Source organism: Flavobacterium chryseum (genome assembly GCF_004362015.1).
GTDB lineage: Bacteria > Bacteroidota > Bacteroidia > Flavobacteriales > Flavobacteriaceae > Flavobacterium.
On the sequence record NZ_SNWW01000011.1, the window covers coordinates 99,153 to 113,110 of the forward strand.

Consider the following 13,958-nt stretch of genomic DNA (forward strand, 5'->3'; position numbering starts at 1 on the left):
AGATAATTTTTATTATTTTATTTCAGCAAGAATTGCATTGAATGTTGCACTAGGGCGCATCGCTTTGCTTACTAACTCTGGCGTTGGCTGGTAATAACCGCCAAGTGTTTGAGGTTTACCCTGTGCACCAATTAATTCAGCATCGATTTTGGCTTCGTTAGCTTCAAACTGAGCAGCAATTGGAGTGAAAATAGCTTTCAATTCTGCATCTTTATTTTGAGCAGCTAAAGCCTGAGCCCAATAAAAAGCAAGATAAAAATGCGAACCACGATTATCAATCTGACCAATTTTACGAGCCGGAGATTTATCGTTAGCAAGGAATTTATCGTTAGCTTCATCTAAAGTTTCAGATAAAACAATTGCTTTAGAATTATTTAAAGACTGTCCTAAATGCTCTAATGAAGCACCTAGCGCTAAAAATTCTCCTAATGAATCCCAACGTAAATATCCTTCTTCTGTAAATTGCTCAACGTGTTTAGGAGCAGAACCTCCTGCACCAGTTTCGAACAATCCACCACCATTCATTAACGGAACGATAGATAACATTTTAGCTGAAGTTCCTAATTCTAAAATTGGAAATAAATCAGTTAAATAATCACGTAACACGTTTCCTGTTGCAGAAATAGTATCTAAACCTTTGATGATTCTGTCTAAAGTAAATTCAGTAGCAGCAACAGGGTTTAAAATACGAATATCTAAGTTTGTAGTATCGTAATCTTTAAGATATTTTTGAACTTTTACAATCAATTCTCTATCGTGTGCTCTGTTTTCGTCTAACCAGAAAACAGCTGGAGTGCTAGATAAACGAGCTCTGTTTACAGCCAATTTAACCCAGTCCTGAATAGGAGCATCCTTCGCCTGACACATTCTGAAAATGTCATTTGTTTCAACTGCTTGTTCCATTAAAACTGTTCCTTTGTTATCTATAACGCGAACAACTCCTTCACCTTGAATTTGGAAAGTTTTGTCGTGAGATCCGTATTCTTCAGCTTTTTGAGCCATCAAACCTACGTTTGGAACACTTCCCATTGTTTTAGGATCAAAAGCACCGTGTTTTTTACAGAAATCAATAGTTGCAGTATAAATTCCAGCGTAAGAACGGTCTGGAATAACAGCGATTGTATCTTGTTGTTTTCCGTCTTTATTGTACATCTGTCCTGAAGTACGAATCATTGCTGGCATAGAAGCATCAACAATAACATCAGATGGAACGTGTAAGTTTGTAATTCCTTTTTCAGAATTAACCATTGCAAGAGCTGGTCCGTTTTCGATCGCTTTAGTAATGTCAGCTTCAACTTCAGCCTGCTCAGGTCTTCCGGCAATTTTTGCGTAGATGTCACCTAAACCATTTCTTGTATCAATATTTAATTCATTGAATAAAGTCTCGTATTTTTTGAAAAGATCAGCAAAATATACTTCAACGATAGCGCCAAAGATAATTGGATCTGATACTTTCATCATTGTAGCTTTTAAATGCACAGAAAGTAAAACGCCTTCTTTTCTTGCTTCAGCAATGACATCAGCAGCAAAAGATTTTAATTTTTTTACACTTAAAACAGAACTATCAATTATTTCACCCGCTTTTAGAGGAGTACTTGCTTTTAAAACAGTAGTTGTTCCATCTTTTGCAACGAATTCAATTTTTACATCATTTGCTTCAGTAGTTGTTAATGATTTTTCACTTCCGTAAAAATCACCATTTGGCATTGAAGCTACTTTTGTTTTTGAGTCAGCAGACCATGCACCCATAGAGTGTGGATTTGCTTTTGCAAAGTTTTTAACCGCTCTTGGAGCTCTACGATCAGAGTTTCCTTCACGTAAAACAGGATTTACAGCAGAACCTAAAACTTTAGCATATTTCGCCTTAATTTCTTTTTCAGCATCGTTTTGAGGCTCTTCGGGATAATTAGGGATTTTATAACCATGAGATTGCAATTCAGCAATAGCCGCTTTTAATTGCGGTACCGATGCAGAAACGTTTGGTAATTTGATGATGTTAGCTTCTGGTTGTGTCGCTAATTGACCCAGTTCAGCCAAAGCATCTCCTGTTTTTTGAGCATCTGTTAGAACTTCAGGAAAATTAGATAAAATCCTTCCTGCTAACGAAATGTCTCTTGTTTCGATTGCGATACCAGCCGTAGCTGTAAAAGCCTGAACAATTGGTAAAAAAGAATAAGTCGCTAACAAAGGCGCCTCATCAGTTAAGGTGTAATAAATTTTTGAATTCTGTGTCATTTTTTTTTTTTTTATAATCGTATCGCCAGATAGAGCGATGTAAAGGTATAGTCGGCTCAAAATGAGCGGAGCAAATATAATAAAATCAGTCCGAAAACGGTTGCGTTTTTGTGAGAAATACTGAAATTGACAGATTGTTATTTCGATGCCTTTAAATTGTCAAATCGACGATTTTGGTATTAAAATATTGCAGTTTTGTTACTTTGAAAATGAGAGTCAAAAAAAAACTCGTTTCAAATTACTTGAAACGAGTTTTTTATAACAAAGAGATAATTGATTATCTTCTTTTATCTTTAATCTTAGCTTTTTTACCAGTAAGTTCTCTGAAGTAGAAAATTCTAGCTCTACGTACAGCTCCTTTTTTGTTGATTTCAATTTTTTGTAAAGCTGGTAAGTTTACTGGGAAGATACGCTCAACTCCAATAGCTCCAGACATTTTACGAATAGTAAAAGTTTCTGTGTTACCAGAACCTCTTCTTTGAATAACAACTCCTTTAAAAAACTGAGTTCTTGTTTTTTCACCCTCTTTAATTTCGTAGTAAACTGTGATAGTGTCTCCAGCTCCAAAAACAGGGAAATCTTTTTTCTCAACTAATTCGGTTTGAACGAATTTCATTAAATCTGCCATGATATCTTATAATTATGGTTTTTATAATAGAGCAACATTCACGGATCTCGCCAGAGGTTAGTCTAATTCGGGTGCAAATGTAGAAAATAATTATGAATTATAAATTGTAAATTGTAAATTATTTTAAGTTGTTGATAAATTGATTATTAGGAGTGTTTTTTTGTTTCAGATTTCAGGTTTCAAGTTGAATTACTTTGCGAATAAACCAGAAACAAAAATAACTTGAAACTTGAAACTAATCCTGTCCTTCGAGAAGATCCGGTCGTCTGTTCTTTGTGTGTTCATACGCCATATCTTCGCGCCATTTATCAATTTTAGCAAAATGACCGCTCGTTAAAACTTCCGGCACTTTCCATCCTTTATAATCTGCGGGTCTTGTATATATAGGTCCTGAAAGTAAATTATCCTGAAAACTATCTGTCAAAGCCGAAGTTTCATCACTTAAAACTCCCGGAATTAATCGGATTAGAGCATCAGATAAAACCAAAGCGCCTAATTCTCCACCAGATAAAACGTAATCTCCAATAGAAATTTCTTTGGTAATAAAATGATCGCGCACGCGCTGATCAACACCTTTATAATGTCCGCATAAAATGATAATGTTTTCATACATCGACATGGTATTGGCCATTTTCTGGTTTAATGTTTCTCCGTCTGGTGACATATAAATGATCTCATCATATTCACGTTTGCTTTTTAAATGCGTAATACAAGCATCAATAGGCTGAACGGTCATAACCATTCCGGCGCCTCCGCCAAAAGGATAATCATCAACACTTTTTTGTTTGTTAGTCGTATAATCGCGAAGATTATGAAAATGAACTTCCACCAAACCTTTGTCTATGGCGCGTTTCATAATCGAAGCCTCGAAAGGGCTTTTTAATAATTCCGGCAAAATCGTAATAATATCAATTCGCATTGTTTCTCTTCAAAATTTAAGCCGCAAAGATACAAAGTAATTATTTGAGAATTTTAAAAACAAAATCAGATAGACTCATTTTGCTATTCAAAAATGATAAGAGAATAGATATGCGTAATATTAAATTTAACATCTAATTAATTGAAATTTAATTTAGTACATTTTAATTATGTAAAATTTAATTATCTTTATGTAAGTTTTTTACTTTAAATACCAACTATCATTATAGTATTATTCATTAGATCGAATAATTCACCAAAAACACCAAAAATATAGTTCTATGAAAAAGATTATTTTATTAACTGCCGCTATAATTCTATCCGCCTGTTCGAGCTCTAGAACTGATGGAGATAAATGGGTTGGGCAGTCTAAAAGAAGTATTATGAAGAATTTAGGAGCTCCGGTTCGTACTTTGACTAATGATGCCAATGGCGAAATCCTTATTTTTGCCGATCAGATATATACAAATCAAAATGGTTCTACGATAGTAGGTACTAATTATTGGAAATATACATTTGTATACATTAATAATGAAGGAAAAGTTTCTTCCTGGAGAAATGAAAAACAAGAATATCCTCCACAACAAATTGATGCTAAAAAACTAATTGGTATTGATGATAATGCGGTTAGTGTGAAATAATACCAATTGTAAAAATAAAAATACTGTTATATAGTCCCTACGGGACAAGAATGATGTTGCCTATTGTTCTACCAATATTTTGTTCCTAGTGGAACATCATAAAACTTCAAGATTTTTCATTAAGAATCTATATAAATATAAATCAATATTTTTTGTAATCTTATTCTTAAAAATAAAATTTATATTTGCTGAATGAGGATTGTATATAAAACTATATTATATACAATCCTCATTTTTAATATTCCGTTAGGAATAATATATTGGTAGAAATAATTATTACAATTAAATGTCCCGTAGGGACTATATATTTATGGCAAACACATACACTCAAATACATATTCATTTTGTCTTTGCAGTAAAATATAGGCAGGCTATTATAAAAAATGAATGGAAAGATGAATTGTATAAATACATTTCCGGAATCATTAAAAATAACAATCATAAATTATTAGCCATAAACGGTGTTTCAGATCATATTCATATTTTAGTTGGAATTAGACCTGTACAATCTATATCTGATTTAATGAAATTGGTTAAGCAAAACTCCTCAAAGTGGATAAACGAAAGTAAGTTTGTAAATTATCATTTTGAATGGCAGGAAGGCTACGGAGCATTCTCTTATAGTAAGTCTCAATTAAAAGCAGTGATTAATTATATTCAACAACAAGAATTGCATCATAAAAAGAAAACTTTTAAGGAAGAGTATATTGATTTTCTTGAAAAATTTGAAATAAATTATGATGAAAAGTTTATTTTTAAAGAATTAATTTAAAAATGATTTTAAAGAGATAATGCCAAATTCAAAAACAAAAATCTTTGCTATAACAGGTAGTACAAGAAAAAACTCCAGCAACTACAAAATTTTGCAATATATTTCCGAACAAATCAATATATCATTTGAAGTTCAGATATTCGAAGATTTAGCTGCAATTCCTCATTTCAATCCAGATTTAGATACCGAAAATCCGCCAGAGCAAGTTGTTCATTTTAGAAATAAAATACTTCATGCTGACGGAATCATAATTTGTAGTCCGGAATACGTTTTTAGTTTACCCGGAAGTTTAAAAAATGTTTTAGAATGGTGCGTTTCGACAACTGTTTTTTCAAATAAAAAAGTGGGGTTAATAACTGCTTCAGCTTCTGGAGAAATGGGACATGAACAGCTTTTACTACTAATGAAAACTATTGAAGCTAAATTTGAAAAAAGCAATCAGCTTTTGATACAAGGCATTAGAGGCAAAATAAACAATGAAGGTCAAATTATAAATGAAGAAACTGTAAAGGCACTTCAAGACTTCATCAATAATTTTGAGAATCAATTCCTTGATAGTCAGGAATAAAAGTTTATTTTTACTGTTCTATTAAAAAATAAAATGACCACAAGAAGAAACTTTTTAATCAATACAAGTCTGGCCGCGACAGCAGTTTTGGCTTTTCCATCCTTTGCTTTTAGTATGAATAAGAATGAAATTGGTTTGCAATTATATACTTTACGGGAGGAACTTTCTAAAGATGTAAAATCGACTTTAGAAAAAGTTGCACGTGCCGGATTTACTACGGTTGAAACTTATGGATTTTCTATAAAAGATCAGTTTTGGGGATTATCTCCAATTGAACTAAAAAAAATGTTAGACACAAACCGACTAAAAGCCGTGAGTGGTCATTATAATTTAGGCAGTTTTTTGTATGATGGAAATACAACGGAACTCAAAGCCGCAATCGAAGCTGCAAAAATTTTAAAAAGTGAATTTTTAACCATTCCCTGGGTTGATGAACCTTTTAGAAAAAATAGTGACGATTATAAAAAGATTGCTTTACGTTTGAGTGAGGCTGCTAAAATGTGTGCAGCAGCAGGATTAAAACTTGCCTATCACAATCACAATTTTGAGTTTGAAAAACATGATGGAATTACAGGTTATGAAATCTTATTAAATGAAACAGATAAAGATCTGGTTTATTTTGAGTTAGATTTATATTGGGTTGTTCGTTCAGGAAATGATCCGTTGCAATTGTTTGCAGCAAATCCCGGACGTTTTACAATGTGGCATGTTAAAGATATGGATAAGATTAATCAGGCTTTAAATACAGAAGTAGGTTCTGGTTTAATTGATTTTGAAACTATATTCAAGCAAGCAAAGCAATCAGGAATGAAACATTTCTTTGTAGAACAGGAAAATAATTTTGCAGGAAACTCTTTTGAATCTATAAAAACAAGCTGTTCTTATATTGCAAAAGAATTGATTTAGAAGAAAAACCATATAAAAAGATTATTTTTGTAGCTACTTAATAAAAATACAATATGCAAAGTTTCGGTACAAGTAAGGAATTTATAAAAGGAGATGAATTAGAATGGGAAGTGGTTGGCGAAGGAATTAAGCGCAAAATCATGGCTTATGATGATAAGATAATGTTAGTAAATGTTCATTTTGAAAAAGGTGGAATTGGAGTTTTACACGAACATTACCATTCGCAAGTAACTTATGTTTCGAGCGGTAAATTTGACGTAACAATTAGCGGAGTTACTCAAACATTAAAAGAAGGAGACAGTTTTTATATTCCGCCTCACGCAATTCACGGAGTAGTTTGTTTAGAAAGCGGACTTCTGACAGATGTTTTTAGTCCTGTGAGAGAAGATTTTTTGAAATAGATTAAATAAAGAAAATCAGTAAGTATCCGCGTTTTCGCGATAGCGAATCCGTATAATCAGCGTCACTTTTTAGAACACTGATGACGCAGATTCGTTATCTCGAAGACGCAGATTTACACAGATGTTTAAAAAAAAAATAACTTTAATTATAAGGTTAGATTAAATATTGATGGTATTTTTGTACTATGAATTTATCCAAAACGAATGTCTTATTTATGGCAGCTTGCACTGGACTTATAGTTGCAAACCTTTATTACTGCCAGCCTTTAATTGTTTTAATCGCCAACGAATTTAAAATTCCGGAAGCTAACGCGGGAACTATAACCTATCTTACACAAGCAGGATACGCTATCGGGTTGTTTTTTATGGTTCCGTTAGGCGACAAAATCGAACGTAAAAAGCAAATCCTCATAACGACTTTTTCATCTGTAATTGCGTTGCTTATTGCAGCTACAGCCAAGAGTTTTTTTATTTTGCAAATTGCTTCTTTACTAGTAGGAATCACATCAATTGTTCCGCAGCTTATTTTGCCTTTAGCCGCTTCTTTAACAGCGCCAGAGCAGCGCGGTAAAGTCGTTGGTACTATTATGAGCGGTTTATTGGTCGGGATTTTACTTTCCAGAACTTTAAGCGGATTTATTGGTCAGGTTTTAGGCTGGAGATCGATGTTTTATATCGCAGCCGGAATTTGTCTTTTAATCTTTTTTGTAATTCAGAAACAATTCCCGGTTAACAAACCTCAATTTCAGGGAACATATGGTCAGTTAATTACATCGCTTTTTACCTTAATAAAAACACAGCCAGTTTTACGCGAAGCTACTTTAATCAATATATTTAGTTTTGCACAATTTGGTGCTTTCTGGACTACAATGGTTTTATTTCTTTCAGGAGAACCTTTTCATTTTAATAGCGCAACAATTGGTTTGTTCGGAATTGTTGGTGCTTCCGGAGCTTTGGCAGCGCCTTTGGTTGGGAAAATGGGAGATAAAAAAGATCCTAGAATTGCAGTAGGTTATGGTTGTTTATTAATGTGTATTAGTTTCTTTATCTTTTATTTTTCAATAGAGAGCGTAATAGGCATTGCCATCGGAATTGTATTTCTTGATATAGGAATTCAGGGCGTTCACATCTCAAACCAAACCAGAGTGTATTCATTACTTCCGGAAGCCAGAAACAGATTAAATACAGTATTTATGTCGTTTAGCTTTTTAGGAACGGCAGCCGGATCAGCTTATGGGTTATTATTATGGAAATTAGGAGGATGGCATGCGGTAACCATTGGTTGCGCTCTTTTGTCGTTATTCGCATTTATAGTTTATGGACTTACTTACAAATCTAAAAAATAGAATGCACAAATTGATAGAGAATTAATTTGTAAATTTGCAATTAAATTAAAAATAACAAAAATGGAAAACGGAATATACGCTAAATTCAATACCAGCAAAGGTTCGATTTTAGTAAAACTAACACACGACTTAACACCAGGAACCGTAGGGAATTTTGTAGCTCTTGCAGAAGGAAATATGGAAAATAAAGTAAAACCGCAAGGACAAAAATTCTATGATGGATTAACTTTTCACAGAGTTATTCCTGATTTTATGATCCAAGGTGGTTGTCCAAAAGGAACTGGAACTGGAGATCCGGGATATAAATTTGATGATGAATTTCACCCAAGTCTAAAACACGATCGTCCGGGAGTTTTGGCAATGGCAAATTCTGGACCTGCAAGTAATGGTTCTCAATTTTACATTACACACGTTCCAACTTCGTGGTTAGACGGAAAACATACAGTTTTTGGTCACGTAGTAGAAGGTCAGGATGTTGTTGATGCTGTTGCTCAGGGTGACGGTCTTGATACTGTTGAAATCATTAGAGTAGGAGAAGAAGCGGAAAAATTTAATGCAATTGAAGCTTTTGTTGGTTTAAAAGGTGCTCGTCTTAAAAGAGATGCAGCTTTAAAAGCAGAATCTGAAGCAAAAATGGAACAATTAGCTGCTGGTTTTGATAAAACTGAAAGTGGTTTGCGTTATAAAATGATTAACAAAGGAGACGGTAAAAAAGCAGAAGCTGGTAAAACAGTTGCTGTACATTATGAAGGATCTCTTGAAAACGGAAAAGTTTTTGATTCTTCTTACCCAAGAAAAAAACCAATCGAATTTAGATTAGGTCAAGGTCAGGTTATCGAAGGTTGGGACGAAGGTATTGCTTTGTTACAAGTTGGAGATAAAGCACGTTTTGTAATTCCATCTGATTTAGCTTATGGAGCTGCAGGTGCAGGAGGAGTTATTCCGCCAAACGCAACTTTGATTTTTGATGTAGAATTAATGGAAGTAAAATAAACCTATTAAGCTTAATTTAATTTTGTTTTAAATAAAGAATCCCGTTCGCTTGTCGAATGGGATTTTTTTATATTTACTCAAAAATGTAGAAAAATAATGAAAGCAAAAATCTTAATCCTTGCCGCTGCAATATTAATTGTAGTTTCATGTGGTACTAAAAAAGCAGCTCCAGCGACGCCGACAACTCCAGCGGTAACTGAAACCTCAAAAATAATAGAATTAACACCTGAATTGGCAGAAGGGAAAAACTTGTATGAAAACAGTTGTGCAAGATGTCATAAATTATATGACCCGAAAAAATTCAGTCAAGAAGAATGGAAGCCAATTTTGACAAGGATGCAGAAAAAAGCGAAATTAGATGATTCTCAAATTGCTTCAATATCAAATTATATAACTTCTCAATTATAAAATATCAGAAAAAGCATTCTTAACGGGATGTTTTTTTTGTTTGTAATCAGGTATAAAAAAACACCTTCACAAGTGCGAGGTGTTCAAAAAATTAGTCATTGCTTACTGCAACTATTTTTAAAGTTTTTATTCCGGCAGGCAATTCCCAATCAACCTGATCGTTTTCTTTAAATCCGATAATTGCTACGCTTAATGGTGCAAGTATCGAAATTCTAGCTTGTTTTAAATCTGCAAACGAAGGCAGAACAATTTGAATTTTCATTTGTTTGTTCGCTTTTACATCCTCAATAGTTACATGCGAATTGATTCTTACTACAGAATGATCTAACTCGTTTTCCGGACTAATAATCGCACGGTCTAATTCTTGGGCAAGTTGTCCTATTTCTTTAGAATTTGTTGAGTTTTTACTTTTTGATATTAATTCTCTTAAAAATTGATAATCTGTTTTACAGAAAATGGGTGTGGGTTTCATAATTATATTTATTATTGTTTATTGAATGTGACTATTTTGTATTGTGGTTTATAGGCAGATATGATTGTAAATGTTGTTTCAAATTTCAAAATGCATATTACATGCAGTAGATATTGAAAAACAATTATGCGTTGGAAATTTTGAATGACAAAAACAGAAATTTATTTGATAGAGAATCATGCTCTTTCAAATAAAATAAATGGCTAAATGTGGTATATAAATCCTCCGCCTGAAAGAAGAAATTGAAATAGACGGAGGCCTAATTGATAAAGGCCTTACTATGTGAAATAAATGCAGCAGTAAGCGGCTTTCTCCTTAAAGAAAATAACGTAACAGCTGTAAATAGATTAATAGTAATCACAATGATAATGTTTATTTATTTTGCAAATGTAAGAAAAATATTCTAAATAAAATCACGTTTTATTTCCACTTGATTCCACAACCAATACTTGGTTTTTGAGTTTCATTTAAACTTCTGTTGTAAATCAAGGCATCAATCGCACTTCTTAAATCACTTCCGCTTAACGGAATCCCATTGTTAGGCCTTGAATCGTCTAATTGTCCGTGATAAAATAAGCGGTCCTGATTATCAAATAAATAAAAATCAGGAGTGCAGTCGGCATCAAAAGCTTTGGCAACTTCCTGGCTTTCATCAAATAAATAAGGAAAATCTATTTTATTTTGAAAAGCAAATTCGGTCATCATTTCCGGAGAATCCTGCGGAATTTTTTCTACATCATTGCTCGAAATAGCAATTACACCAATTCCTTGCACACGATAATCATTTGCAATCATTATAACTTCAGTCAATGCATGAACTACAAACGGACAATGATTAGACATGAAAATCACAAGAGTTCCTTTAGACCCTTTTAAATCTTCAAACGAATAATTATAATTAGAGTTTGTGTCTTTTAATTTAAAAGCCGGAGCAAGTGTTCCAAGAGGAAAAATATTTGAAGAAGTTTGTGCCATTTTCGAGAATTCTTTATTCAAATTTAAATTTGGAATAAAAATCAGCACATTAAAAAATATCCAAAGAAACTTTAAGATTAAGCTTCTTTGGATATTTATAGAATTTATTTAAGGAACGATTTAAGAATTTAAAAAATTCAATAAATCATTATTTAACTTGTCTTTTTCAGTGTAGAATAATCCATGCGGAGCGCCTTCATAAACAATAAATGTACTGTTACGAATTCCTTCTGCAGCTTTTTTCGATGTAAGATCAATTGGAACAATTTTATCGTCGTCACCATGAATAATTAACGTAGGAACTTTTATGAAATCAAGTTCGTCTCTAAAATCAGTAAATGAAAAAGATTCTGCACATTTCAGCGTAGCTCTTGGCGATGCAAACGAACATAACATTCTGTAGTATTCCAATAATGGCGTACTCAAAGGTTTATTGATAATGTTTATTCCGAAGAAAGTTTTTCCAAAATTATCTGCAAATGCTATTCTGTCTTCCTTAATTGCATTTGCTGTAGTTTCGCTTTTTTCTTTAGGATGTCCGTCAGGATTATCGCTGGTTTTCAATAAGAATGGAACCACAGAAGAAATTAAAACCGCTTTCGAAACTCCTTTTCCGCCATGACGGCTAAAATAACGAACAACTTCGCCACCGCCCATAGAAAAACCTACAAGTGTAGCATCTTCTAAATGAAGCTGGTCAATAATATCTTTTAAATCCTCTGCCAGAGTATCATAATCATATCCATCCCAGGGTTTAGATGATTTACCAAATCCGCGACGGTCATAGGCAATTACTCTATAGCCATTTTCAACTAAAAATGCTATTTGATATTCCCACATTTCATTAGAAAGCGGCCAGCCGTGAATTAAAATAACAGGCTTTCCTTTTCCATAATCTTTTACATATAGTTTTACATTTCGATCTGTTTCTATATATTTATCTGTATTTTGGTGCTGTATATCAAAATATGAATCTCTCAGAGATTCGCTTGTGTTACTTAGACAATTTTCCATTTCTATAATTTTTTAAATGTTAGCTTATTCTTTTAGGATCATAAAAGTAGCTCTGAATTATCAGAAAAAAGTTATAGAATTAGGGGTATTACTTATAATATTAATAGATTAAAAAATGACAAATATGGATTTATCGTGGAGCGAATTTGAAAGAACAGATATGCGTGTTGGAACTATCATCGAAGTAAATGATTTTCCTGAAGCAAGAAAACCTGCATATCAGCTTACTATTGATTTTGGTGCCGAAATTGGGATCAGAAAATCATCGGCACAAATTACCAAACGTTATAAAAAAGAAGATCTAGTAAACCGACAAATTGTAGCCGTTGTCAATTTTCCTAAAAAACAAATAGGGAAATTTATGAGCGAATGTCTCGTTCTTGGCGCAGTCGGCGAGGAGGGCGATGTTATTTTATTAGCTCCCGATTTTAAAATAGGAAACGGGTTGCGGATTGGTTAAATTTTATTGAGCAATATATCAAAAATTATAAATAAAGTAAAAACGATTAATGCAAGTACTAAAACAGGAAGTATAAGATTTAGAATTGCTTTGCCAATTGAAAATTTTTGAACAACAGAGATACCAATTACTAAAAGCATACAGCTCCAAATAATTAAAGCTAAATCAATTAAGTAGAAAAACCAATAAAGTGTAGTATCAAATAGTCCTGTATACAGATATTCATAACTTGATTGGAAAATTGAATTTCCGTAAATTAAAATCTGTATGAAGAGAAAAAATAATGAAATGAATGATGGTAATAAGGCGTAAGCTATCACTCTTAAAATAGATCGTGTGTCTGCTTTTCCGTTAAACCATTTTCCAGTCCAACTTATTGAAAAAGCATATAAAGAATTGAGTAGCCATCCGAAAGTTATCCCAATCAATATTCCATAAGTAATAACGCTCCATAGAGGTAAATTATCGCCCATATTTTTAGATATGGCTTTATCGAAAGATTTAGTAATACCTGAAAGAATTAAAAACAAAGTGACATGCTTACTATATTTATAATCGTTTATAAATATGAAAGCTTCTTTTGGAGAAGTAAATACTTTTGTTAAAATATTTTTTGGCGTAACAATGGATTTTTGTTGATAATTAATGTCCTCAATCATTTTTATTTGCTGTAATATTTTTAATTAATTGTTCTAGAATAACCTGTCCTTCTTCCCAATATTTCAAATCAGAATCAGAGTTTATGTGTCCTTGTTGGCCAACATTTACAAAATCGCTTCCCCACATTTCAGCAAAATATTTTTTTCTTTCGAAGGAAGCGTAAGGATCATTTTCGCTTGCTACAAGAATTGACGGAAACGGTAATTTTATAATTGGCATTGGAGAAAAATCCCGAATGATTTCAGGTGTATGTTGAGGTGAATCAACATCAGCCGGAGCAACTAATAATGCGCCGACAATATTTTTATTAGTATTTGAAGCTGCCCAATGCAATACAAGCGAAACTGCCAAACTATGCGCCACTAAAATAGTTGGTTGATTAAGTTTTGCAATCTCTTCGTTTAATCTTTTAAGCCATTCTTCCAGAATAGGTTCGTCCCAATTATCCTGAACTAAACGTATCGAGTTTTTAAATTTTTGATGCCAAAAAGTTTGCCAGTGTTTTTCGCCGGAATTTCCAAGTCCGGGTAATATTAGTAGGTTTGTTTCCATTGCCGTGGA

The 13,958-nt window shown here is 33.0% G+C and carries 17 protein-coding genes; 9 read left to right on the forward strand and 8 right to left on the reverse strand.

From position 1 onward, the window contains the following. Positions 1–12: 12 nt before the first annotated feature. From EV143_RS18540 to trmD, 3 genes are all read right to left on the reverse strand, one after another. Positions 13–2,235 (reverse strand): NADP-dependent isocitrate dehydrogenase, encoded by a 2,223-nt coding sequence (locus EV143_RS18540; protein WP_133509434.1) that lies wholly within the window; start codon positions 2,233–2,235, stop codon positions 13–15. Between the two features lie 277 nt (positions 2,236–2,512). Then, the gene (rplS, locus tag EV143_RS18545) at positions 2,513–2,863 is read right to left on the reverse strand and encodes a 50S ribosomal protein L19 (RefSeq protein ID WP_132036021.1); all 351 of its coding nucleotides are present in this window, start codon (positions 2,861–2,863) and stop codon (positions 2,513–2,515) included. Positions 2,864–3,098: 235 nt separating this feature from the next. After that, on the reverse strand, positions 3,099–3,782 hold the full coding sequence (gene trmD, locus EV143_RS18550) for a tRNA (guanosine(37)-N1)-methyltransferase TrmD (protein WP_133509435.1): 684 nt from the start codon (positions 3,780–3,782) through the stop codon (positions 3,099–3,101). A gap of 280 nt (positions 3,783–4,062) precedes the next feature. On the opposite strand from trmD, the gene EV143_RS18555 reads away from it, so the two are divergent. The 8 genes from EV143_RS18555 (at position 4,063) to EV143_RS18590 (ending at position 9,816) form a co-directional block, all read left to right on the forward strand. Continuing rightward, positions 4,063–4,422 (forward strand): membrane lipoprotein lipid attachment site-containing protein, encoded by a 360-nt coding sequence (locus EV143_RS18555; protein WP_133509436.1) that lies wholly within the window; start codon positions 4,063–4,065, stop codon positions 4,420–4,422. Between the two features lie 310 nt (positions 4,423–4,732). After that, a complete protein-coding gene (tnpA, locus tag EV143_RS18560) occupies positions 4,733–5,194 on the forward strand; it encodes an IS200/IS605 family transposase (protein WP_133509437.1) in 462 nt (153 codons plus the stop codon). 19 nt (positions 5,195–5,213) lie between these two features. Beyond that, positions 5,214–5,762 carry an NADPH-dependent FMN reductase gene (locus tag EV143_RS18565; RefSeq protein ID WP_133509438.1) on the forward strand — a complete coding sequence of 183 codons (549 nt, stop codon included), beginning with the start codon at positions 5,214–5,216 and terminating at the stop codon, positions 5,760–5,762. A gap of 33 nt (positions 5,763–5,795) precedes the next feature. Beyond that, positions 5,796–6,668, forward strand: coding sequence for a sugar phosphate isomerase/epimerase family protein (locus EV143_RS18570; protein ID WP_133509439.1), 873 nt, complete (start codon positions 5,796–5,798; stop codon positions 6,666–6,668). A 53-nt stretch (positions 6,669–6,721) separates the two neighbouring features. After that, positions 6,722–7,069 carry a cupin domain-containing protein gene (locus EV143_RS18575; protein WP_133509440.1) on the forward strand — a complete coding sequence of 116 codons (348 nt, stop codon included), beginning with the start codon at positions 6,722–6,724 and terminating at the stop codon, positions 7,067–7,069. A 215-nt stretch (positions 7,070–7,284) separates the two neighbouring features. After that, positions 7,285–8,415, forward strand: a complete 1,131-nt coding sequence (locus tag EV143_RS18580; protein WP_243739912.1) for an MFS transporter — start codon at positions 7,285–7,287, stop codon at positions 8,413–8,415. A gap of 60 nt (positions 8,416–8,475) precedes the next feature. Further along, positions 8,476–9,408, forward strand: coding sequence for a peptidylprolyl isomerase (locus EV143_RS18585; protein ID WP_133509442.1), 933 nt, complete (start codon positions 8,476–8,478; stop codon positions 9,406–9,408). A gap of 96 nt (positions 9,409–9,504) precedes the next feature. Next, a complete protein-coding gene (locus EV143_RS18590) occupies positions 9,505–9,816 on the forward strand; it encodes a c-type cytochrome (protein ID WP_133509443.1) in 312 nt (103 codons plus the stop codon). Between the two features lie 91 nt (positions 9,817–9,907). Here EV143_RS18590 and EV143_RS18595 read toward each other — a convergent pair whose 3' ends face one another. The 3 genes from EV143_RS18595 to EV143_RS18605 form a co-directional block, all read right to left on the reverse strand. After that, positions 9,908–10,288 carry a GreA/GreB family elongation factor gene (locus tag EV143_RS18595; protein WP_133509444.1) on the reverse strand — a complete coding sequence of 127 codons (381 nt, stop codon included), beginning with the start codon at positions 10,286–10,288 and terminating at the stop codon, positions 9,908–9,910. Positions 10,289–10,708: 420 nt separating this feature from the next. Next, positions 10,709–11,263: a thioredoxin family protein gene (locus EV143_RS18600; RefSeq protein WP_133509445.1), complete on the reverse strand. Its 555-nt coding sequence runs from the start codon at positions 11,261–11,263 to the stop codon at positions 10,709–10,711. Between the two features lie 120 nt (positions 11,264–11,383). Beyond that, complete coding sequence (locus tag EV143_RS18605) at positions 11,384–12,277, reverse strand: alpha/beta fold hydrolase (protein WP_133509446.1); 894 nt, start codon at positions 12,275–12,277, stop codon at positions 11,384–11,386. A gap of 124 nt (positions 12,278–12,401) precedes the next feature. Between EV143_RS18605 and EV143_RS18610 the strand changes: the two genes are divergently transcribed. Beyond that, entirely contained in the window at positions 12,402–12,737 is a 336-nt protein-coding gene (locus EV143_RS18610) for a tRNA-binding protein (protein WP_133509477.1), read from the forward strand. Here the strand turns inward: EV143_RS18610 and EV143_RS18615 are convergent. Together EV143_RS18615 and EV143_RS18620 are read right to left on the reverse strand one after the other, a co-directional pair. Continuing rightward, positions 12,734–13,396 (reverse strand): YIP1 family protein, encoded by a 663-nt coding sequence (locus EV143_RS18615; RefSeq protein WP_133509447.1) that lies wholly within the window; start codon positions 13,394–13,396, stop codon positions 12,734–12,736. The genes EV143_RS18610 and EV143_RS18615 overlap by 4 nt on opposite strands. Further along, a complete protein-coding gene (locus EV143_RS18620; protein WP_133509448.1) occupies positions 13,389–13,949 on the reverse strand; it encodes an RBBP9/YdeN family alpha/beta hydrolase in 561 nt (186 codons plus the stop codon). Before EV143_RS18620 ends, EV143_RS18615 begins: the two co-directional genes overlap by 8 nt. Positions 13,950–13,958: the final 9 nt, after the last annotated feature.

Coding starts and splice junctions, on each gene's coding strand:
- EV143_RS18540 (WP_133509434.1), bottom strand. CDS start 2,235: ATGACACAGAATTCAAAAATTTATTACACCTTAACTGATGAGGCGCCT.
- rplS (WP_132036021.1), bottom strand. CDS start 2,863: ATGGCAGATTTAATGAAATTCGTTCAAACCGAATTAGTTGAGAAAAAA.
- trmD (WP_133509435.1), bottom strand. CDS start 3,782: ATGCGAATTGATATTATTACGATTTTGCCGGAATTATTAAAAAGCCCT.
- EV143_RS18555 (WP_133509436.1), top strand. CDS start 4,063: ATGAAAAAGATTATTTTATTAACTGCCGCTATAATTCTATCCGCCTGT.
- tnpA (WP_133509437.1), top strand. CDS start 4,733: ATGGCAAACACATACACTCAAATACATATTCATTTTGTCTTTGCAGTA.
- EV143_RS18565 (WP_133509438.1), top strand. CDS start 5,214: ATGCCAAATTCAAAAACAAAAATCTTTGCTATAACAGGTAGTACAAGA.
- EV143_RS18570 (WP_133509439.1), top strand. CDS start 5,796: ATGACCACAAGAAGAAACTTTTTAATCAATACAAGTCTGGCCGCGACA.
- EV143_RS18575 (WP_133509440.1), top strand. CDS start 6,722: ATGCAAAGTTTCGGTACAAGTAAGGAATTTATAAAAGGAGATGAATTA.
- EV143_RS18580 (WP_243739912.1), top strand. CDS start 7,285: ATGGCAGCTTGCACTGGACTTATAGTTGCAAACCTTTATTACTGCCAG.
- EV143_RS18585 (WP_133509442.1), top strand. CDS start 8,476: ATGGAAAACGGAATATACGCTAAATTCAATACCAGCAAAGGTTCGATT.
- EV143_RS18590 (WP_133509443.1), top strand. CDS start 9,505: ATGAAAGCAAAAATCTTAATCCTTGCCGCTGCAATATTAATTGTAGTT.
- EV143_RS18595 (WP_133509444.1), bottom strand. CDS start 10,288: ATGAAACCCACACCCATTTTCTGTAAAACAGATTATCAATTTTTAAGA.
- EV143_RS18600 (WP_133509445.1), bottom strand. CDS start 11,263: ATGGCACAAACTTCTTCAAATATTTTTCCTCTTGGAACACTTGCTCCG.
- EV143_RS18605 (WP_133509446.1), bottom strand. CDS start 12,277: ATGGAAAATTGTCTAAGTAACACAAGCGAATCTCTGAGAGATTCATAT.
- EV143_RS18610 (WP_133509477.1), top strand. CDS start 12,402: ATGGATTTATCGTGGAGCGAATTTGAAAGAACAGATATGCGTGTTGGA.
- EV143_RS18615 (WP_133509447.1), bottom strand. CDS start 13,396: ATGATTGAGGACATTAATTATCAACAAAAATCCATTGTTACGCCAAAA.
- EV143_RS18620 (WP_133509448.1), bottom strand. CDS start 13,949: ATGGAAACAAACCTACTAATATTACCCGGACTTGGAAATTCCGGCGAA.